This window comes from Chryseobacterium sp. Marseille-Q8038 (assembly GCF_965111995.1).
In genome coordinates this window covers 1,896,135-1,918,407 of the sequence record NZ_CBCOPN010000001.1, presented here as the reverse complement: position 1 = coordinate 1,918,407, position 22,273 = coordinate 1,896,135, and the positions used below count along the sequence as shown (strand labels likewise).

Genomic DNA, 22,273 nt, shown 5'->3' with positions numbered 1-22,273 from the left:
CTATGATTGTACTCGTCTCACTCTGGAAACACCATTAATATTTTTAAGTTTTTTAAAGGTCTCTTCTAACTGACCTTTATTTTTGACTTCAAGGTTGATATTTCCTGTGAAAACACCATTGTTGGATTCAATAGACATACTTTTCATATCCATTCCCATACTTCCACTGATGACCGTTGTGATATCATTGATCATTCCCATTCTGTCAAGTCCCTCAATTTCAATTTTCACTCTGTTTTTGAAGCTTTCTGCATTCACCCATTTGGCAGGGATGACACGGTAATCATACTGTGCTCTCAGATTGATGGCATTCGGACAGCTGTCACTATGCACCTTGATTCCATCTGAAATGGTAATGAATCCGAAGATTTTGTCACCGGGAATCACGGTACAGCATTTTGCATAGGTGTAATTAAGCTTCTCTTCGTCCTTCCCAAAGACAATCATGTCAAGGTTTTCCTCTTTCGGTTCCTCGAAGTGCTGGTTTTTTGAAGGTGATTTTCTGAATCTTGAAAGTAAGTTATTGAATACGTTTTTGCTTTCTATATATTTTCTCAGGCTGCTTACATCCAGTTCATTGCTTTGGAATTTAAGGAAGAGCTCCTGAGATGATTTTAAATTAAAGAATTTCTGAAGTTTATTAATTTCGTCATCATTGAAATTAATTTTTGCATGACGAAGTTTTCTTTGCAGGATTTCTTTTCCTTCTTCTACCAACTGGTTTTTCTGAGAGTTCAGATAACTTTTAATCTTTGATTTGGCTTTTGAAGTCACTACGAATTCCAGCCAGTCAGATTTGGGTTTCTGATTCTGTGAAGAAAGAATATCTACCTGATCTCCATTTTGAAGGATGTAGGAAATAGGAACCAGCTTTCCGTTGATTTTTGCGCCTAAACATTTCATTCCCAGATCGGAGTGAACAGAGAATGCGAAATCCAGAGCCGTAGCATTGGTTGGCAGAATTTTAATTTCTCCTTTCGGGGTAAAGACAAATACTTCTTTGGAATATAAGTTTAGTTTAATATTATCCAAAAGCTCCGAAGTAGAAAGGTTCTGCTGCTGTTCCAGTACTTCACGGATCTCGGTTACCCACTTTTCAAAATTTCTGTCATCAGAACTCTGTTTGTAACCTTCTTTGTATTTGTAGTGAGCGGCAACTCCTTTTTCGGCAATTTCGTCCATTCTTTCGGAACGGATCTGTACTTCAATCCATTTTCTGTCCGGACCTAAAACCGTTAAATGTAAACTTTCATATCCTGTAGAACGGGGCTGAGTAATCCAGTCACGCATTCTTGAAGGGTTACTGTGGTAAACATCCGTAACGATAGAGTAGATTTTCCAGGCGAGAAATTTTTCATTTTTTGCATCTGATTTATAAATAATCCTGATGGCATAGTTGTCAAAAACCTCTTCAAAGGAAACGCCCTGCTTCAGCATTTTTCTGTAAATGGAAGAGATGGCTTTTGCACGGCCTTTGATTTTAAAGTTCAAGCCTTCTTCATGAAGCCTTTCTGACACTTCTTTTTTAAATTCTTCGATATATCTTTCACGACTTTCCTTGGCCAATTCCAATTTTTCCGTGATCTCGTTGTATACTTCGGGGCTGTTGTATTTTAAGGAAAGATCTTCCAGCTCAGATTTGATGTTATACAATCCCAGACGGTGAGCCATCGGAGCATAGATATAAACTGTTTCTGAAGCAATTTTTTTCTGCTTATCCGGAGCCATGCTTTCCAGAGTCCTCATATTATGAAGACGGTCAGCAATTTTAATCAGAATTACTCTGAAATCCTCAGATAATGTCAATAACAGTTTCCTGTAATTTTCAGACTGTACAGAAATATTCTGATGGTTCATGATGGAGATTTTGGTCAGTCCATTCACGATATTGGCAATCTTTTCTCCGAATATTTTTTTCAGGTCTTCGTAGGTATAATCAGAATCTTCAATCACATCATGCAACAGGGCACAGGCAATAGAAGTTGCCCCCAGACCAATCTCTGTTGCTACAATTTTAGCAACAGCAATGGGGTGGTAGATGTAAGGTTCTCCGGATTTTCTCCTTTGATCCTTGTGGGCATCCAGCGCGATATCGAATGCCTTTCGGATGAGTTTATTGTTTTCCTCATCCAATGTTCTGTATGTATTAGAAATCAGGTCCTTATATCTTGCGAGGATCTCTTTATTCTCTTGTTCTAAATCGTAGCTCATTTGTGCACATGCCTATAATAAGACGAAAATACGAAATTTTTTAGTTTTTTCAAAGATAAAAGATCCGCAGCATACACTGCGGACCTTCGGCTATTAGATTTTATATCGATTAGAATTTCACTTCAGAATTCATACCATCGCTTGATGTTTTGATCTTAATTTCAGGGCTGGTGTGTATTTCAGCTCTGTTTCTTGCATCAATATACCTTTTGATAGTATCATAATTGGTTTCATTGATGTTCATGTTTTCAAATAAATAGGATTTCAATGCTGCATTCTGAACAAATGCATTCCGTGCAAGGTCAATCTGATTAAGATCATTAACGGTAACACTTGCCAAATATTGGGAATTACCGGAACCATCATTAAGGTATACGATGTAATCTGAAGTTCCGAATCCTGAATTTTCCAGATCACTTTCCAGTTTTTTGTAGTCGCTGTGATGACCAAATACTCCAGCTAATATATGTGACATAGTTAATTGGTTTTAAAGTTCTCATTAAAGTTAGTAATAATTTTCTGATTATCATTGCGTTTAAGGCAATAAAATTTGTTAATTAATATTCTGTTTTCAATAGAGTGAGGCAATGTTTAAGAATAATTATTGAACGGGTGTTTAATTTTAACAATTGAATAATGTTGATTAATGGTGAATATTCTATTTTTATTCATACATATGAATATTTTTGTATAATCTTCAATGTTTATAATACTATTCTTGCTTCATTAAATCAAATTCGCTATTATCAATTTCTCTATCTAGATATCCAATAACTTTATTAAAATCTTCAGTCAAATAGAAAATTCCATAATATTTTTCTCCTAACAAGGTTACGAATCTTAGTTTATTTCCAGGATAATTTTTCAAGTTTAAGATTAGAGTACCTATTTCATCAGACAACTTATTATTTCGTTCGTGTAGCAGTATAGTGTCTTATTTTATATACTCCAATTAGATTAGATTTTCTCAGATAAAAAAATTCACACCAAAATATAATAAAGCGGGAATCATTCCAGATTCCCGCCTCGAAGTCTCCCGACTTTTTATGATTTGTTAAAAATCTTATAAATTATAGAACTTAATCCTATTGAAACAATTAAGAACAATCCTAAATTTGATAAATTCAATTTATTAGGAAACATTACCATTAGCCAGGTTAACACTATTCCAATCATTATATAACCATAAATCTTAGCTAATTTAGTATTATACCAATTGTATTCAACAATCAGATCATTACTTCTTTTTCTATTCTGCAAAGTAATAATTTCAATTAAATCTTCTTTAAAATCTAAATAATTCCCACTGTCTTTTTTAGGAATATTTAAGAAAATTTTGTAAGACTTAAATACTAATCTACATCCGTAAAATTTTTCAGTTTCACTAAAATTATAATTACGAATATCTATTATATCAATTTTTTTATTATTAAATGAAATATAGTCATTCTCCAATATTATATTATATGTAATTGTACAATTATTTTTAATTAACATAAAGCTTAAAGCTGTTAATGCAAAAGTACAAGCGCAGGAAAACCTTTGGATTATAATAAAGAGAAGTTAGTATAGTTAATAATATTATTAATATAAAAGCAAAAGACATAAACAATATTAGTCTTTTTATTGAAAAATTTTTAATTTTATATTTTTTCATTTAATATTTTTAGGGGTACCAAATTGTGGATTTTCTACCAATACCTTTATCTAACTGATCACTTACTCCAAACATGTAGTCGGCTACTCCATAAATCGCAATCCCTGCAAGGATGGCAGGAGCTGCTGCAACTATAACAGGAGCTGTGGCAAATGTAGCAACGGCTGTTGCACCTAATAGACCAAGATTTACAATTGAATGGGCATCCCATATCAGTTCCAAACTCATATAATGTTACCCCAGCAGTTAAAGCTGTACCAACATAGCCTAATCTTTAGAAATTTTGCCCACAGAATTCATAAATCCTTCGGTTGATCTTAAAATTTTTCCAGCTCTAATACCACTAACAGCTGAAAGAAACGTTGAAGCGTTTATTTTGTTTACATTAGATAATTTATTATACTCATCTATTATCATATTAGCATTTCCTAATTGTCCATTTAAATGTTTTTCAGTGTCTTTAAAAAATCTTCTGTTTGATATTTCATTAAAGAATGACTTGCACTTTCTATATCATTCGTAAGTCCTAATAAACCATTACCTAATAATTTCATCATATGTCCTACCATCTCCTGAGCAGTTGTAGCATCTCCAGCAGCACCTCCTGTCCACCAGCTCATATAACCATTATTGGTTTTCAGGGAAAATTCTCCTCCGTTTTGAACGGCTGCCATTAAATCTGTGTAGGCCTGTGTCTTTCCAAAAGTTTGCGGAGCACCACCACCATTTCGTTTTCCAAGTCCACCCTTTTCTACATATTCGGGAGTAAAATTCCCATTTACCCCGGCAACAATAGACTGGTTTTCTTTAATTTTTAATTGATTTTGAATTGTTTTCACTCGGAGATGTAAAATCAAAAAAAAACCTTTGAATAATCTGCTGCAAAAACAAATAGCCTACTCGTAATATCATATCTTACAACAACAAATTTTACATATTCAATAGATTCATTTTTAATTAAAAGAAAGTTATTTAAAATATTAGATGTTAATCTTTTATACTTTCACTTTAGCCATCTTATTTCTTCCTTATACAAGGAAACTAAATCATCAAGAATTAAAGCATGATTTGAATATGAAATTTCAAATTCATTTAATTGAGGATCATATTCTTTATTTTATGTTTTATCAATTCTTTCATTTTTATAGTAAATTATTAAATTAAATCTATTTATTGTCCAGATCTAGGGAGAACATATACTTACTTTTGCACCATAAACTACTCCAGGAACAAGCCATTCGCTTTCACCTTAAGTGTGGGGATTAGGATTTGCTACACCAATCTTAAAACTTTTTGACATTATAATTCCAGGAACTGCTGGCCCAAAAGCTATTCCTGTAGCAAAATCTCTAGCAGTTTCCTTACTAGTAGTCCAGCTTTGTCCAAATACTAAGGTTATTTCCCGACGCATGATCAAACATATCACTATGATACTCTTCAAGTGAATCCTATTTGATAATATCCTTTCGGAATAGCAATTCCAAAATGTGCATTTATATATTGGCTGTTATCATTATGAAATATTTTTGATGAAACCCTCTATATAAAGTAATTGTTTCTTCTGGGTCTGATTCATCAGCTGTTGTAGTAACAGGAATATCAATAGCACCTGTAATCGGTTTAGAATTAGCAGAAAACCCACTATCTCCATTAAACATTAAAGGTAACTCCATATGCCTATTCTTGCATAACCCGCCAATCTTGCTACAGTTGACCAATGTACTGGAGGAGCAAGACCTTCAAATGTAGCAGCTCCAACAACTGTACCTTCAGGACCAACAATAGTTCCTATAATTCCTCCAACTACACCAACAGATGCAACTTGAACTCTAACTCCAAACTTTCCACCATCTTGATACATCCCATATCCTATTTGTCCAGCACTGATTGCATATCCTACATATCCAGCACCTCGTATTTTCCAAGCATTGCAGTATTTCTTACATAATCGCTTCTTAGTCCTATTAATGATCCTCTGGCTCTTCCTGCATATGCAGTACTTCTCATTTGTCCAAGATTATCCATCCAATATCCACTATTATATATCGCTGTTCTTTGATCAGCAAAATATTTAAATCCTGCTCCAGTAGTATTGGCTCCCCAATCGGCCCAGTTTTTATAAGCTTCCCAAGGTGTAAAATATAATAATATGCTTTAAATTTTTTTCATTCGAATGAAAATGAATTCAGAGAATTGAATTAATTTCTGAATTGCTTAAAGTTATTGATGATCTATCTTATATTTTGCATCACTAATTGAATCTTTAATTTTCTGTTGTTGGATATATTCTCTAGAATATGGCCCAGTTTGATTTCGTTTAGCTCTCATTAATAATAGATAATATGAAAAAATAAGTTGATAACTATTAAAGCAACTGTACACCAAACAATTATTCCTCCTTTTTTATTTTTTTCAATAGGTAATTGGTCAAACTCTTTATTATATTCTTTCCACCCGTCTGTATGAATTAAAAGATAATAATTTAATATACAAGCTAATATTAGTGGGATAAAAAGAATAGGGCTAGCCACTGTTAAATCGAATCGTATGTTATTTGCTAGTGAGTAATAATTTAGAAGGGCCATCCAAAGAAAAAGTTCAAGAGTCAGAATTACTAATCCAGCTTTAAAATCAGTCCAAAATGTACCTCCAACCATTTCAGAAGTATATATATAATTGATTTATAAATCTTATAAAGATATAATAGTATACTTTTTTTATTTTTTCCATAATTATATAAATAGAGTATTGAAATTCAATACTCTATTATATTTATTAATACATTTTAAGAATATATTTTTGTAAATAATAAGCTGATCCAAAAATTAATAGTAATAAAAGCAATAATTGTCCAAACAATAATCGCTCCTTTTTTATTTTGATCTTTCGGTAATTTATCGAATTCTGCATTATATTCTTTCCAAGTGTCTGTATGGATAAATGCAAAATAGTTCAATATAAAAGTAATGTTAGAGGAGTAATACTATAGGATTAGTGAAAGTAAGATTAAGTTTAATATTCTTTATTATAGAATAATAAATTAATCCTGAAGCAAGGAGCCATATTTCTAAAGTTCCTATTACAATGCCTGTTTTAAAATCAGTCCAAAAGCTCCTCCAACCTTTTCAGAAGTATACTCTATTGATTTATAAATTTTATAATAAAAATAATAATACGCTTTTTCTATTTTATTCATGATTTTATATATTAAAATATAAACTTTTGTAATAGAAAGATAGATCCCAAAAAATTACTTGCTATAAAAACAGCTATTATGCAAACTATTATAGTACCTTTTTTATTCTTTTCTTCAGATAATTTATCAAATTGTTTACTATATTCTTTCCAAATATCTGTATGAATAAATGCAAAATAATGTAGTATAGAAAGAAATACTAGAGGAATCAATAAAATTATAAATATAGTAGTAGTAACAATTTTGTATTAGTTATAATAGCATAATAGTTTAAAATTGTTCCAAAAACCAAAGTTCAAGGGCTAATAATGCTATTCCTGCTTTAAAGTCACTCCAAAACTCACCCCAACTTTGTCAGAAGTATATATTATTGATTTATAAATCTTATAAAAAATATAATAATATGCTTTTTTAAATTTCTTTCATAATCAAATTTTTATTTGGGTTCATGAGCCAAAAAATAACTCTATAGAGGCCTGCACTATTAATTCCCTCGTCTAACTCTCTTTGAAAATTATTCGCATTATTAAAAATCCTGGCCATCCTTGATTTCTTTCCCATCATCATAAAAATTATCTATTCCAAAATATACTGTACCAAGAGAAGCTCCAATTGGACCACCCCAATTGCCAGCTACTCCCATACCTGTATTTAGAACAAATTTTCCTGGTGAAATTTTATTTGTTGAAACTGCTGCAATATCAAATATTACTCCTAGTCCAAAAGAAAATGTTCCAGCTATTTTTGCGCCTCTTGTAATTTTAGAAACAGGTTGTGTTGCATCAGTCATCGCCATCTTACCAAATTGGCTTAGGTTTCTACCTGTAAGTTGATAGTTTCCAGATATTCCTCTCCTAATACCTTGTGAATACATGTTATGAGAGTCAATAACTCCTGCAGTACCACTCAAAACTCCTGCGGTACCAAAAACCAGTTTTTCCTGCAAGACCATACCAATCAGTTGATGCATTGTCTCCAAGCTTCATCATATGTGCAATCATCTCTTGAGCTGTATTTGCATCTCCTGCGGCACCTCCTGTCCACCAGCTCATATAGCCGTTTTTGGTAGTTAATGAAAATTCTCCTCCGTTTTGAACGGCTGCCATTAAATCTGTGTAGGCCTGTGTCTTTCCAAAAGTTTGCGGAGCACCACCACCATTTCGTTTCCCAAGTCCACCTTTTTCTACATATTCGGGAGTAAAATTCCCATTTACCCCGGCAAACCACCATGAGCCCTCAGGAACATGATTGATAACACCTCCATCATAAGGCACACTTCTATCCCATCCGGGTCCACAAACATTACAGGATTATCTGCTGCATAATGATAAGGGCTAAATCGTCTGAATGCTTCTGCTAAGGGATCTGTTACGCCCCATCTTCCCAAATCTGGTATATACATTCTTTGCTCCGTAATCATTCCAGCCGGTTTCCTTTTGTAATTCCTTACCATTGTACTGGTAATTGTAAGATGGATCTCCTACTAGTATTATATTCTAAATGCTTTACTTCAAAAGGATAATAGTTGTTTTCTTCAAGAGCTTCTGCACTGCCATTGGTGTTTTTATATTCATGAATTAGAGTATTGAAAATCAACACTCTAATTCATTTTCAACATGTTTGGAACATTACCTATAATCATTGAAACCAATTATCTTCCATCTCTAATGTTCTGCATTCTTTTATATAATTTGCATGATCTATGGAGTCTTTTATTTTTTGTTGTTTTATAAACTCTTTTTAGAATAGGGTCCTGTATGATTTATTTTTGCTTTTCAATAATAACAAATATGAAAAAATCATATTTGTTATTATTAATATTATTATGCTCCAAATTATAACACCACCTTTCTTATTTTGATCTCTAGATAATTGATCAAACTCTTCATTATATTTCTTCCAGGTATCTTTATAATCAAATGATAGATAATTAAATATAAAAACAATTGTAACAGGTATAATAACAATAGGTTGTAAAAGATTTAAATGAACAGTTTTATTTGTTGTTATTAAAAAATAATTTCCTATAGATAGTAATAACCATATTTCTAATATCCCTATTGAAACTCCTGCTTTCCAGTTGCTTAACCATGGTTCTGAACTATTTTCGTAATGTTTATAAAGTTTATAAAAAAGATAATAGTACATTTTTTTAATTGACATAGTTTTTAAAATTTTATTGAAGAATTACTAAAAATGGATGACCAGTGATATGTTGTTCATATTCTTCGGTTCTTGTTGCTGTTTCAGAAGCACCAATCCATCCTCCCGGATAAAAAATTATCTATTCCAAAATATAGAGTACTAATCACAGCTCCGTAAGCTCCCCCTTTCCATCCTAGATAACCCATTACTGTATTTAAGCCTGCTTTTTTAGGATCTACTGCATTAGGAGAGTTTGGATTAGCTGCATAATTTATGACACCCACACCATCAAATGCCACACCTAAGAAAAACGAATATTTACCTACTGCACTTCCTATTTTTATCATTTTGGCAATTGGTAAAGATGCATCTGTCGCTGGCATGTTACCAAATAAACTCAGATTTCTTCCTTTAATACATAATTACTGGTTATTCCTCTTCTTAAACCTTGAGTGTACATCCTTTCAGAATTTACGGCTCCTTTAAGTAAAGATATACTTCCCCAAGCCAAAAAACCAGTTTTTCCTGGGGACTATACCAATTACTTGATGCGTACCTTCACAAGTTTCATCATATCCTACCATTTCGTGCTGTATTGGCATCTCCTTCAGCACCTCCTGTCCACCAGCTCATATAGCCGTTTTTGGTAGTTAATGAAAATTCTCCTCCGTTTTGAACGGCTGCCATTAAATCTGTATGCCTGTGTCTTTCCAAAAGTTTGCGGAGCACCACCACCATTTCGTTTCCCAAGTCCACCCTTTTCTACATATTCGGGAGTAAAATTCCATTTACCCCGGCAAACCACCATGAGCCCTCAGGAACATGATTGATAACACCTCCATCATAAGGCACACTTCTCATCCCATCCGGGTCTACAAACATTACAGGATTATCTGCTGCATAATGATAAGGGCTAAATCGTCTGAATGCTTCTGCTAAGTGATCTGTTACGCCCCATCTTCCCAAATCTGGTATATACATTCTTGCTCCGTAGTCGTACATTCCGCTTTCCTGAAGTTCTTTTCCATTGTACTTGTAACTGTAGAAACTTCCAAATGGAGAAAATGTATTTCCGATATGGTTTAATCCAAAAGGATAATAGTTGTTGGTATCAATAATTTCAGGAGCGCCTTCGCTGTCTTTTGCAAAACTTATCCTTGTATTTCCAAGATGGTCTTTATACTGGTAAATATAACGGTTTTCTGAGAAACTGTAATATCCTTCTGCTGTCACTACAAAATCAGGTTTCCATTGTGGTGCGATTACTTTTCCAAGCTCAGAAATCCCTTTGTAAGCCTGCTGTTCATAAGCATTAGTGGTTCTACATGTTAGACAGGTAATTCCTTCTTCAATAGTATATTGAAACCCATCCAGATAATCTGTCGTTTGGATGGTAGTTCTTGCCGCCCTTCCTGTTGTTTTAGTGGTATAGATTTTTCTGAATTTAGTTCCATCAGCACGATACAAATAGGTAAGCGTATTATTAATAGGATTGCCAAATGCATTCTGTACAATATCAAAAGTATCGGGTAGGTTCAGAAAATTATAACTGATAGACTGTATTCCTTTGTCCAGCATATCTTTCATATTCCCATTCACATCATAGGTAATGAGATTATTTCCGCCTTCATATCCTGTGTCATTCAATGCGTTCTCTGTTACTCTGATCAGGCGGTTTCCGCTATAATCGTAGGTCAGATCATCTACCTGAGTGGCGGTAGTTCCTGTGACTGGGAAGGCATTTCTTTTTAAGGTTTTAATGTTTCCATTCAGATCATAAGTCAGATATTCATTATAATAATTATTAAACGGTGCGGTAGAAGCAGGTTCAGAATAAACGGCATCCTTCAGTCTGTTCAGTCCGTCGTAGGTATAAGTATATCTTTTCTGAACATTTTCAGAAGCATTCTGCCAGTCAATTTCAGCAATATTCCCATTGTATTTTCCCGGGCCTACATTGCTGTATTCCGGATTGGTATATTTAATTCCGTATCCGAACAATTTTCCATTCAGATTAACAGGATCATTGATCTTAATAAGGGAACCTCTGATGTTGTAGGTATAGTCTATACTTTGCAGAGGGTTGGCAGGTGCTGTTCCTCCTACTTTTTTTCTTTTCAGTTGGGATAATTCATTATACTCGTTTTGAGACAGAATTTCGACAGTATTATTATCAATCTGGTGTTTGTGTACCAACAGCCTGTTTTGATTATCATATTCAAAAAACTGACTGATCACTCGTTCCGGGTCGCTTTGTAGTCTTTTGTGGTAGACTTTACTTTGAATTGTAGTGCCTGCAAAATCCAGTTTTATTTCTGTTTTCGTATATCCTCCCAAATGATTGATTGTATGGCTTCCTATTACCCTGGATTTAGCATCATACCAGTTCCAGTTATAGGTCCAGTTATCATCATTAATATTCTTTATATAGGATGCTGTAGAAAGGTTTTTGGTATTCTGAGAAGAACTCATATTATCTCCTGTAACTTCCTGTCCAAAAATAAGAGCAGGCTTTGCCGGGGTGCCCTGTGGATAAGTATCATAGTAATTGACACTTAAAATTACCGGTGTTTCGCCGCTGAAATAATTCTCAGTGTAATAAACGGTAGTCCCGCTTCTGGAAAAACCGGTTGTACTTCTTTTCTCTGTGATAATTAGGTTTTTCAGGTCATTTTGCCTTGTAGCTCTGTCTCCTCCGGTTAAAAGCCCTGTATAAACTGGTCTTCCCAATTCATCATATTTGGTCATCAGCCATTGATTGTTCTGCTTTATATTGGTATCACGGGAAAGAATCATTCTGTCCGCTTTATCATACACCATATATTCCCAATCTTTTCCCGGCAGCTTTTTTTCGACAAGTCTTCCTAAGCTGTCATAACGGTACTGATAGCAGAGGGTATTTAAGGCATTCAGATCTACCGTAGTTTTTGCGGCTAATGGGGTAATGACAAAAACCTGCATTCCAAAGTCATTGTAAACGTAGTAGGTATCTACATTCTGGGTTCCATCATTTTTACGGATTAAAATAGTTTGTCCATCCGTGTTTTTAAACTCAGTGGTCGTATTGCCGTCACTATCTGTGGTAGAGGTCTTCATCAGCTGGTTAGCCCCATAGGTTCCATTTTCGTTCAATTCAGAAAGGGTGGCGTCATTTGCCCATGAATTGGTTGCAGTATATTTTTTCACCTCTCCGGCTATATTGGCGCTATATCCCATTTGTATAGGATGGAGTGTCCAATCATTTCCTAAAGGCTTAATCTTGTCAATCCTGCTTAAAGGGGAATTTTCAAACTGGTTTTCAGAATAAATTTTTTCCTGTCCGAATATTGCCGGAGCATTCAACAGGGGAGAGGTATAGATTGCCCCGTTCTGAGTACTGTTTTGCGGGATTGGAAGATACTCTTTTGCGATCCTTCCATATCCATCGTATTCTATATGATTAACGACATCGTTGCCGGATGGAGTGGCTTTGATGGCTACTGTTTGTTTTACTTTTCCCAGTCCGTCAAAATACTGTATAGCTTCCGATTTTTTAATGCAGTCTCTATCCAGACAGGTCTTCGTGTATACATAGTTTTCAGTAGTGGTAGCATTTAGGGTCTGGGCATACGAATATCCCGATATCCATAAAATACTGAGTATATTTAAAATTCTTTTCATCGGTATTAGTGTTTATAGTTATATTGATATTCTTTAATTGTTTTTCCCTCTGAATCTGTTGTTTTTATTAATCTGTTCGATGCGTCATATACATAGGTTAGCTTGATTCCATTGGCAGAAACCGATTGTGTAATCCCAATGAATGGATCATAGGTATAAACTGCAACTGGTTTAGATTGTAATGCGGGATCTTTACGCAGGTTTTCCAAAGCTTGTAACAGGGATGTCTCATTGGCGGGATTATCTGCATCTGCATTGGATGCATTTATAGCAGCAATAACGGATGGCAGGGTGGCTATCTGATTATAAGTGACTCCTGTAATCTGTGCAATAGGCTGAGTCTGGTAATATCCCCATATGGTAGTAGTAGGAATACCATTTTTTCCTGTTAATTCAACCAGATTTCCTTTGCTGTCATAGGTGTTAAATGTCATCATGGTGACAGGAGTAAGGTTCTTCAAATCATAAGTAACCACAGAGGAAGGGTTCAGGTGATCAGCAGAATCATATCTGGTTTCTCCTTTGCTGGTAACATTTCCGTTTATTTTGGTTTCTAACAGAAGAGGAACGGAAAGCATATTGGCATTGATTAAGCGGGTATTTGACAGATCTGATGGATATTTTATACTTTTTTCTGTAATTTTTCCATCCGGAGCTGTGTTTTTTGTATAAGCAGGCTGGAAGTTGGAAGCATTAAAAACTGTTTCGGTACGATCTTCCAGGCTACTTCCATTGGCATAAAATGTTTTGGATGTCGTGGTAGTTGATTTTAACCATGCACTTTTAGATTTGTAATACCCACAGATAATATATTCCTGTACGCCACTGATCTCATCAAGCACATAATCTGTACTTTCACTGGAAAGCATCTGATTCTGCTGATTATACATTTCTTTTTTTGTCAAAAGGCCGGTAGAGGTAATGTTATAATAAGGCTTATACAAATTTATATTACTTGTATAGTCATCGGGAGTTTTAAAGTAATATTGGGTATATCCAAGGTTTCCGGCAGTTCCTTCGTAAATTTCCTTTACGTTTTTATATAATACTGTTTCGTTTAGATTTCCTAATTCCTCATTACAGACTTCTCCGGTAAATATGCTGCCGCTTGAACCGCTATTATCCAATGAATTATATTGATAGGACATTGCTTTTTTTACGGTATTATCAGCATCATAATATTTTATATTTGCAATGCGGGCTCCTGTTTTTGATTGAGAAGTGTTCTTATAGGGAGCAGCAAGGTTTTTGATGATATAATTTTGAATGTTTCCATTCCCGTTTCCGCTGATTTTAAAGGTATATGTTCCTGGCGTTAAGTCATAGTATTTCACATTTTCTGAACAGCCGTTAGCGACTCCTGTGACTTCAGTTCCTGATGATCTTAACAATTTATAGGTGGGAGGAATAATAATATTGCCATGAATATTGATGATTTCATAGCCCTCAACAATTGAAAATTTGATAAAAAATCTTTGTGCCGCAGAAACCTGAAGCGTATAGCTTCTGCTGTTGTTGGTGTCATAACTGACTGTATTATCCAGGTTTAAATATTGTAAAGCTGGATCCGTAATCTGATTGGTGCTAAGTTGTACCGTACTTTTATTCTCATACACTTCATTAGCTTCAAAATTATATACTACATATCCACCTTCCGGCAAAGTCATTTTTTTGAGTAACCCTAGCGTGTAGGTTTTGGGATTGTTCTTTGTATTATCAGGGCACAGAAAATTTCCATATTCATTAGGATTTGGAGATGCTCCGTAACGGGTTTCTGATCCTGTATCATCATAAGTGAATGTTCTGGCTTCTGTTACCGTTTGACTTCTGTCAAGTTTCTGAACATTTGATAAGATTCTTTTTCCTTTATTGACATTAACAGGGTAAACGGAACTGTAAAAGCTATCATAAATAAATCTGTATTGGGTAATAAGATGAGAGGATTTATCCCATAAACTAAGACTTCTTATAATGTAAGGGTCATCATCACTAATACCGGTATAAAAATTTTCAAAAGTAATTTTGCCGTAAGAAGTAGAGATACTTTCTGTTTTACAATTCTGATATAAAAGAATAGTACTCGTACTGCTTACATTTTTACTATATTTCTGATAATTGAATGTGGCTATCGTAATATTATTTTCATCAATAACCTTTGTTAAATAGAATGCAGATTTATAATTAAAACCTTTAGAACTTGTATCACATCTCGCAACACTGTAATCCTCAAATATATATTTAAATCCTTTGCTGTCGGTTATTTTGAAGGAATTAAGAATAAGTGTTGCTGTATTGGAATCTCTGGTATATTCTATTTTAACATTGCTTCCCGAAATATTATTCAAGGTAAAAGTATTGTTAATGGTATCTCTTACAAATTTGAACTTTCCTGAATTACCAGGTAAATCATAATAGTAGATATCATCAAATAAATTCTTTTTATAACTTGATTTTGTAGCGTCATAATTGTACTCATCTACAGCTCCGTTAATTATTCTTGAAATAACAGCTCCACCTTTAAATAAAGACCAGCCAAGTCCTACTTCACTGGAAGGCTTACCTTCACCTGTATTATAGGGATGGTAGCTTAGTGATGTAGCAATCTCAAAATCTTTATTTCCTGTTGGTAATGATAATAAAGGAATGCCAATATTGGGAACTCCGGTAGATAAAGAGACCGGAGTATTTACATAGGATGAAAAGGATGAGGCTGATGGAACAGGTTGAGCCGTGTCCCCATAGTTCCTTTCAATTTGTGATTTTCCTAAGTTAAAAATCAGGAAAATCATAATTACAACAAGTTTCTTACTCATGGTTTTTATTTCTTAATTAATTTGGCATTCGCCGTTTTGTTGGTATCAGTTTTTATACTAATCAGATAAGCTCCCTGAACCAAAGCCTGGGTATTGATTTTCGTTACCCTGTTCTTGGTTTTTATACTCTGAAGCTGTCTTCCACTCATGTCATACAATAAAATATCAGCCTCTTTAAAATCAAAACCGATTTCTACATAAGCATAGTCTGAAACAGGGTTTGGATAGATTTTGATATCATATTTTTCAATCAGCTGATCGACTTGTTTATCACCCAGTTTTACAATCTTCCAATTTTCTTTACCCAGTTCTTCTGCACTGGTTCCGGCCAAAATAATAGAACCATCTCTGTTGAGTTTTAAGTCGGAAAGCCTTTCTTCTTTTTGTCTGGATTCTCCTTTCACGTGTTTTCTCCACTGCTCATTTCCGTTCTGATCCAGATAGAGCATCCAGAATGTTTCATCATCAGCCTGTATTCTTCCTTCAGCCTGGGTATAACCTCCCAACAGGATTCCTTTTGTGACGTCTTGGTTCTTGGTTCTTGCATCTTGACTCTGAATCACACTCATTCCCATTAAGATATCTCGGTTCTTGAAATTGTAGGATTTCTGCCACTGTTCATCACCTCTTTCATTTAAAGAAATCAGCCAAAGGTCTGTTCCTTCTTCAAGGCCTACCGTTTTATTGCCTGATCTTTCTGATCTGGATTCTCCACCAATGATAAAGCCCGTTGAAGTTAAGGCCAGGGTTCTGATGTGGTCATCATCTTTGCCACCAAAGTTCTTTTCCCATTCTACTTTTCCGTTTTTGTCTAGCTTGACAATCCAGTAATCGCCTTCACCGAAATTATCGCTTTGCTTAGAGGTTGCAGATAGTAGGTTATGGGTTGCAGTTCTATCAGACGGAATATTAGTGTTAGTCGTTGATGGCTGATTATTTGTTTTAACAGATGTGCTTCTGGAATAAATTCCAAGCAATGCGCCGCCATCTTTCGTGGGAATCATCTTTTCAACTTCATCTAAGCCTTTTCCGCCTAAGATTAATTGAGAAAGTTCTTTTCCGTTTTTATCCAATTTTGTGATCCATACATCTTTGGAACCATAGCCTTTTGATGAACTCTGTACATTTCCGGCGACAAAGAATCCTAAGTCCACAGTTTGAATAACAGCTCTGGCTTCTTCATCGGAATTGCTTCCCAAGGTTTTCTGCCATAATTCATCGCCAAATTCATTGATTCTGATTAACCAGATATCGGAGCCTCCTTTGGAATCTTCTTTTTTATCGAGTCCTTTTCCTGAATAGGATGTTCCGGCCAGTAAAAATCCGCCATCCTGAGTGGTAACGGTTGCGGATAAATAATCATGGTTGGATCCTGAGAAATATTTCTCCCAGACTTCCTGTCCCTGCTGGTTGAGTTTTACCAGATGGAAATCGTAACCGTTGTTTTGCTTACTGCCTAAAGCCTGCTGTTTATCGCTTTGAATAGAACTTCCGGTGATCAGATATTGCTGATCGATGGTGGTGGTAACCTGGCTTAAGAAATCCTGGGTAGAGGATTTGATGTCTTTCTGCCACACCACTTCCTGAGCGGATATGCCCAGGATTGTGCATAGGGTGAATGCACTGATGTAGAATTTTTTCATTCTATGTTTTTTGAGTTAGTAATTAGTTTCTTAAAACGTCGCGAATTTAATATTTTTTAAGATGCGAAAATCACTTTAATGCAATGTGAGGTAAATCCTACTATTAATAATTTAATTCCCGTTATTTATATTACATTTCATCTTATTTTGATGCAAAATTATCTACGTGGGGCGACAAAACTTGTCGCATTTTTTTTAATTATGAAGAGAGCAATAAAAAAGCCCCGAAAATAATTTCCAGGGCTTCTATTGGTTAAAAAATGGATTAGATTTAAATTCTTTCGTTTTTGATCTCCTCTACAATTTCAGGATTTAAAAGCGTACTGATATCTCCGAAATTACTGAAGTCACCTTCTGCAATTTTTCTTAAGATTCTACGCATAATCTTTCCTGAACGTGTTTTTGGAAGCCCTGAGACAAACTGAATTTTATCCAGCTTGGCAATCGGTCCTATCTGATCTGAAATAAGCTGGTTGATCTCTTTTTTCAGATTTTCTTTATCACGTCCTTCTCCGGTTTCTTTAAGCATAACATAACCATAGAGTGCATTTCCTTTGATATCATGAGGATAACCCACGATAGCAGATTCTGCTACAGCCGGATGCTGGTTGATGCTGTCTTCAATAGGTGCGGTTCCAAGATTATGTCCTGAAACAATAATTACATCATCTACACGACCTGTGATTCTATAATAGCCTACTTCATCCCTTAAAGCTCCATCTCCGGTAAAATATTTTCCGGGGAACGCTGTGAAATAAGTTTCTTTATATCTTTGATGATCACCCCAGATGGTTCTTGCAATTCCAGGCCATGGAAAGCGGATACAAAGATTTCCGGTCACCTGGTTTCCTGTAATTTCATTTCGTTTATCATCCATTAAAACGGGCTGTACACCTGGCAATGGAAGCGTAGCATAAGTAGGTTTTGTAGGGGTCACAAAAGGAAGTGGTGAAATCATGATTCCTCCTGTTTCTGTTTGCCACCATGTATCTACGATAGGACATTTTTTCTTTCCGACATGATCGTTGAACCAGTGCCATGCTTCATCGTTGATAGGTTCACCTACAGAACCAATCACTTTAAGGGAACTAAGATCATGTTTGTCTACCCATTCGGCACTCTCTTTGGCTAAAGAACGGATGGCAGTAGGAGCCGTGTAAAACTGAGTGATTTTATGTTTTTCAATCACTTCCCAGAAGCGATCCGGTTCAGGATAAGTAGGAACTCCTTCAAAAATTACAGTGGTAGCCCCGTTCAATAATGGCCCGTAAAGGATATAAGAGTGTCCTGTGATCCAGCCGATATCTGCAGTACACCAATAAATATCATTTTCTTTATAATTAAAGACATTTTTAAAGGTATAGGCTGTGTAAACCATATAACCGGCGCAGGTATGAAGCATTCCTTTAGGTTTTCCGGTAGATCCGGAAGTGTATAAAATGAAAAGTGGATCTTCAGAATCCATAATGACGGTGACAAAATCAGGAGAAGCCTTTTCATACAGGTCAGACATCCAGTAATCTCTGCCTTCCTTCATGGTAATTTCGTTGTGGGTTCTTTTTACGACAAGCACATTTTCAACAGTCGGCGTTTTTTCCAATGCATCATCTACAATGCTTTTCAGGTCAAGAACCTTATTTCCTCTGTAGCTGCCATCTGAGGTGATGACCATTTTTGCCTCGCAGTCATTTACCCTTGAAGCCACTGCTGAAGCCGAAAATCCGGCAAAGATCACGGAATGAACAGCTCCCAGTTTTGCACAGGCAAGCATCGTAACGGCCAGCTCAGGAATCATGGGAAGATAAATGCAGACTCTGTCTCCTTTTTCAATACCCATATCACGTAAAACATTGGCTGTTTTATTAACGCGTGTGTATAATTCATGGTAAGAAATGTGTTGAGCTTCTTCCTTAGGATCGTTGGGTTCCCAAATAATTGCTGTTTTTTCTCCTCTTATGGTAAGATGTCTGTCGATACAGTTTTTGGTAATATTGAGTTTTGCATTTTTGAACCAGGTGATCTTAGCTTCATTCATATCGTACTTAACAACCTTGCTCCATCTTTGATACCACACGAAGTTTTGATCCGCTACCTTATCCCAGAATTTTTTAGGGTTTTTGATAGACTTTTTATAGTCTTCAAAATATTGTGGTAAATCTTCTATTAAGTAATTTCTCATATCCCTTTCGTTTTTATTGATTTTATTTTGATAAATATTTTTATGTTCTGATTTTTAAGCCATTAAATTTTAAATGGACTTGTTTAAATTTTTTTGAACCATTAAGATTGCAGTAAGGTGTTTAGAGTATTAAGATGAGCTTCGCTTTAAGCTTAAAAATCAGAATGATTTATCTTAACTTAACTATGCTTTACTACTTAAATATTTCTTAATGGTTTCAGAAATATCCAATATTTTTGATAAGTTTAAACAACTCCATGATTTAATATCGTTAAGATCATAGAGTAAGCTATTTATTTTATTCATCTTTGATGAACTTAATCTTTCTTAACATCTTTACTTCTCTTAATATTTTAATTTTTATATTGAATTAAACATGTATTTAAATTTAAGTTTAATTTCCCGTTTAACCCCTATATTCCTTGATTTTTTCCTTGATTTCATCAATGATTTTCTCGTCATCAATCGTAGATGGAATCTGGAAATCTTTACCGTCAAGTAACGTTCTTATTAATTTTCTCAAAATTTTCCCGGATCTTGTTTTGGGTAAGCGTTTGACAACCATTACGTTTTTTAGAAAAGCTACGGCTCCGATTTTGTCGCGAACCATCTGAATGATATCTTTTTCAATGCCTGTTTCAGAAATCGCTGAACCATTCTTCAAAACCACCGTGGCAAAAGGAACCTGTCCTTTTAAATCATCATCAATACCTACCACAGCGCATTCGGCAACATCGGGATGTGAAGAGACAATTTCCTCCATTTCAGAAGTAGAAAGTCTGTGGCCTGCCACGTTGATCACGTCATCCACTCTTCCCGTAATGAAAATATAGCCGTCTTCATCCTGAATAGCGCCGTCTCCTGAAAAATAGTAACCTTTATACTGAGACAGGTAGCTGCTGTCAAAACGTGCATAATCTTTCCAGATTCCTAGCATGGCACCGGGCGGGAGAGGAAGTTTGATTACCAGATAACCTTCGTGGTGAGGATCAAGCTCCAATCCGTTTTCATCAAAAATTTTAATGTCATATCCCGGAACTGGTTTTCCGGCAGACGCTCTTTTGATCTGATAGTTTTCGTCGTGAGTGAGTAATCCAAGCATAGGCCAGCCAGATTCTGTCTGCCACCAATGATCTATTGCCGGAACACCAATATGCTCTGCAAACCAGTCCAGAGTGGCTACATCACATCTTTCACCAGCCAGAAACTGTTTTTTGAAATGGGACAGATCATATTTTTTGACCAGTTCTCCGTTGGGGTCTTCTTTCTTGATGGCTCTGATAGCAGTAGGTGCGGTAAACATTACCGAAACTTTATATTCTGAAATAATTCTCCAGAAAGTACCGGCATCGGGAGTCATAATGGGTTTTCCTTCAAAAATAATAGTTGTGTTTCTGTTGATTAACGGTCCGTATACTGAAAAACTATGTCCTACAGCCCATCCGAAGTCTGAAGCTGCCCAATAGGTTTCACCGGGTTCTACTCCATAAACATAGGTCATTGAGAATTGTAATGCAGTAGCATATCCTCCGGTATCGCGAACGATGCCTTTGGGTTTTCCGGTAGTTCCTGAGGTGTAGAGGAGGTAAAGCGGATGAGTGGATTCTACAGAAATGCAGTCTGCCGGAGCTGATTTTTCTACTAATTCTTCATAATCAATCAATCCATCAAACATTTCGTCCTGATTATCTACCAGTTTTCTATTGTATACAACGATATTGTCTACTTTATCCTGTGCCAGTTCAATGGCCTTTTCCACTAACGGAAGGTAGGGGATTCTTTTGGCAATTTCTACTCCGGCAGTAGCGGTGATTAAAACTTTAGGTTTGCAGTCATCAATTCTCACAACAAGCTCATGAGGAGCGAAACCTCCGAAAACGACATTGTGAATAACCCCGATTCTTGCACATGCCAGCATTGCAAAAAGTGTTTGCGGAATCATAGGCATATAAATGACAGCGGTATCTCCTTTTTTTAATCCCAAAGAAACCAATCCTCCCGCTAATTTTGCAATTTCCTCTTTCGCCTGACTGAATGTATAAGTTTTCTTCTGATGGGTTACAGGAGAATCATAAACGATCGCAGTCTGATCTCCAAAACCGTCTTCAATATGTTTATCAATACATAAATAGCACATGTTGAGCTTCCCGTCGGAAAACCATTGTGGGTAATCATTTTCGTCTTTGGAAAGAATCTGGTGGGGAAAATCAAACCATTGTATTTGTCCGGCCTGTTCTCTCCAGAAGTCTTCTTTGTTCTCTATGCTTTGTTTAAATAATATATCAGTATCCATATCAATAATCGTGTGTTTGTTTTTTGCTTGCGAGCCGAAGGCGAAGCCATAAGATTTTTTACTAAGTCGTTGTCTGAAGTCTTATATCTTGATTCTTGGCTCTAGATTCTTTTTTAAAACATTTCCTCAATCTGCTGCATCAGTTTCTTAATCGAGTAGGGCTTTGTGACATAAGCATCTGCTCCCATTTCTAATCCTTTTTCAATATCTCTGGGATTATTTTTAGCACTCAGAAAGATGACTTTGGTGTCTTTCAGTTTCTCATCCTGCTTAATGAGATCCAGGGTGCTGTAACCATCAAGATTAGGCATCATAATATCGAGAAGGATCACGTCCGGAACCATTGTTTTCAAAAAGTCCAGGACTTCCATTCCGTCACGGGCAATATAGACATCATATCCGTTTTTCTTAAAACTGTATTCGAGCGACATTAATATTTTGTGTTCGTCATCTGCAATGATTATCTTTTTCATAAA

20 protein-coding genes are annotated in these 22,273 nt (G+C 35.5%); all 20 read right to left on the bottom strand.

The window, feature by feature from the left end:
• The gene (locus tag ACWPWS_RS08945; protein WP_209785136.1) at window positions 1-2,211 is read right to left on the bottom strand and encodes a RelA/SpoT family protein; all 2,211 of its coding nucleotides are present in this window, start codon (window positions 2,209-2,211) and stop codon (window positions 1-3) included.
• 109 nt (window positions 2,212-2,320) lie between these two features.
• Window positions 2,321-2,686 (bottom strand): hypothetical protein, encoded by a 366-nt coding sequence (locus tag ACWPWS_RS08940; RefSeq protein ID WP_454046234.1) that lies wholly within the window; start codon window positions 2,684-2,686, stop codon window positions 2,321-2,323.
• Between the two features lie 569 nt (window positions 2,687-3,255).
• On the bottom strand, window positions 3,256-3,666 hold the full coding sequence (locus ACWPWS_RS08935) for a hypothetical protein (protein ID WP_454046233.1): 411 nt from the start codon (window positions 3,664-3,666) through the stop codon (window positions 3,256-3,258).
• 211 nt (window positions 3,667-3,877) lie between these two features.
• Window positions 3,878-4,096: a hypothetical protein gene (locus ACWPWS_RS08930; RefSeq protein ID WP_454046232.1), complete on the bottom strand. Its 219-nt coding sequence runs from the start codon at window positions 4,094-4,096 to the stop codon at window positions 3,878-3,880.
• Window positions 4,097-4,308: 212 nt separating this feature from the next.
• Window positions 4,309-4,707: a hypothetical protein gene (locus ACWPWS_RS08925; RefSeq protein ID WP_454046231.1), complete on the bottom strand. Its 399-nt coding sequence runs from the start codon at window positions 4,705-4,707 to the stop codon at window positions 4,309-4,311.
• A 654-nt stretch (window positions 4,708-5,361) separates the two neighbouring features.
• Entirely contained in the window at window positions 5,362-5,541 is a 180-nt protein-coding gene (locus ACWPWS_RS08920) for a hypothetical protein (RefSeq protein ID WP_454046230.1), read from the bottom strand.
• Complete coding sequence (locus tag ACWPWS_RS08915; protein ID WP_454046229.1) at window positions 5,526-5,729, bottom strand: hypothetical protein; 204 nt, start codon at window positions 5,727-5,729, stop codon at window positions 5,526-5,528. Before ACWPWS_RS08915 ends, ACWPWS_RS08920 begins: the two co-directional genes overlap by 16 nt.
• Before the next feature lie 466 nt (window positions 5,730-6,195).
• Entirely contained in the window at window positions 6,196-6,525 is a 330-nt protein-coding gene (locus ACWPWS_RS08910; RefSeq protein ID WP_454046228.1) for a hypothetical protein, read from the bottom strand.
• A 1,065-nt stretch (window positions 6,526-7,590) separates the two neighbouring features.
• Window positions 7,591-8,034, bottom strand: a complete 444-nt coding sequence (locus ACWPWS_RS08905; protein ID WP_454046227.1) for a hypothetical protein — start codon at window positions 8,032-8,034, stop codon at window positions 7,591-7,593.
• Window positions 7,949-8,338, bottom strand: a complete 390-nt coding sequence (locus ACWPWS_RS08900) for a hypothetical protein (protein WP_454046226.1) — start codon at window positions 8,336-8,338, stop codon at window positions 7,949-7,951. Before ACWPWS_RS08900 ends, ACWPWS_RS08905 begins: the two co-directional genes overlap by 86 nt.
• Window positions 8,275-8,466 carry an RHS repeat-associated core domain-containing protein gene (locus ACWPWS_RS08895; RefSeq protein ID WP_454046895.1) on the bottom strand — a complete coding sequence of 64 codons (192 nt, stop codon included), beginning with the start codon at window positions 8,464-8,466 and terminating at the stop codon, window positions 8,275-8,277. Before ACWPWS_RS08895 ends, ACWPWS_RS08900 begins: the two co-directional genes overlap by 64 nt.
• Before the next feature lie 338 nt (window positions 8,467-8,804).
• Window positions 8,805-9,227, bottom strand: coding sequence for a hypothetical protein (locus tag ACWPWS_RS08890; protein ID WP_454046225.1), 423 nt, complete (start codon window positions 9,225-9,227; stop codon window positions 8,805-8,807).
• Window positions 9,228-9,310: 83 nt separating this feature from the next.
• A complete protein-coding gene (locus ACWPWS_RS08885) occupies window positions 9,311-9,592 on the bottom strand; it encodes a hypothetical protein (protein ID WP_454046224.1) in 282 nt (93 codons plus the stop codon).
• 187 nt (window positions 9,593-9,779) lie between these two features.
• Window positions 9,780-9,959, bottom strand: a complete 180-nt coding sequence (locus tag ACWPWS_RS08880) for a hypothetical protein (protein ID WP_454046223.1) — start codon at window positions 9,957-9,959, stop codon at window positions 9,780-9,782.
• 12 nt (window positions 9,960-9,971) lie between these two features.
• A complete protein-coding gene (locus ACWPWS_RS08875; RefSeq protein WP_454046222.1) occupies window positions 9,972-12,869 on the bottom strand; it encodes a DUF6443 domain-containing protein in 2,898 nt (965 codons plus the stop codon).
• Between the two features lie 5 nt (window positions 12,870-12,874).
• Window positions 12,875-15,682, bottom strand: a complete 2,808-nt coding sequence (locus ACWPWS_RS08870) for a hypothetical protein (protein ID WP_454046221.1) — start codon at window positions 15,680-15,682, stop codon at window positions 12,875-12,877.
• A gap of 5 nt (window positions 15,683-15,687) precedes the next feature.
• Window positions 15,688-17,325: a T9SS type A sorting domain-containing protein gene (locus tag ACWPWS_RS08865; RefSeq protein WP_454046220.1), complete on the bottom strand. Its 1,638-nt coding sequence runs from the start codon at window positions 17,323-17,325 to the stop codon at window positions 15,688-15,690.
• Between the two features lie 271 nt (window positions 17,326-17,596).
• Window positions 17,597-19,525: an acetate--CoA ligase gene (gene acs, locus ACWPWS_RS08860; protein WP_454046894.1), complete on the bottom strand. Its 1,929-nt coding sequence runs from the start codon at window positions 19,523-19,525 to the stop codon at window positions 17,597-17,599.
• Between the two features lie 385 nt (window positions 19,526-19,910).
• A complete protein-coding gene (locus tag ACWPWS_RS08855; RefSeq protein WP_454046219.1) occupies window positions 19,911-21,797 on the bottom strand; it encodes an AMP-binding protein in 1,887 nt (628 codons plus the stop codon).
• Window positions 21,798-21,910: 113 nt separating this feature from the next.
• On the bottom strand, window positions 21,911-22,270 hold the full coding sequence (locus ACWPWS_RS08850; protein ID WP_209785132.1) for a response regulator transcription factor: 360 nt from the start codon (window positions 22,268-22,270) through the stop codon (window positions 21,911-21,913).
• Window positions 22,271-22,273 lie beyond the last annotated feature (3 nt).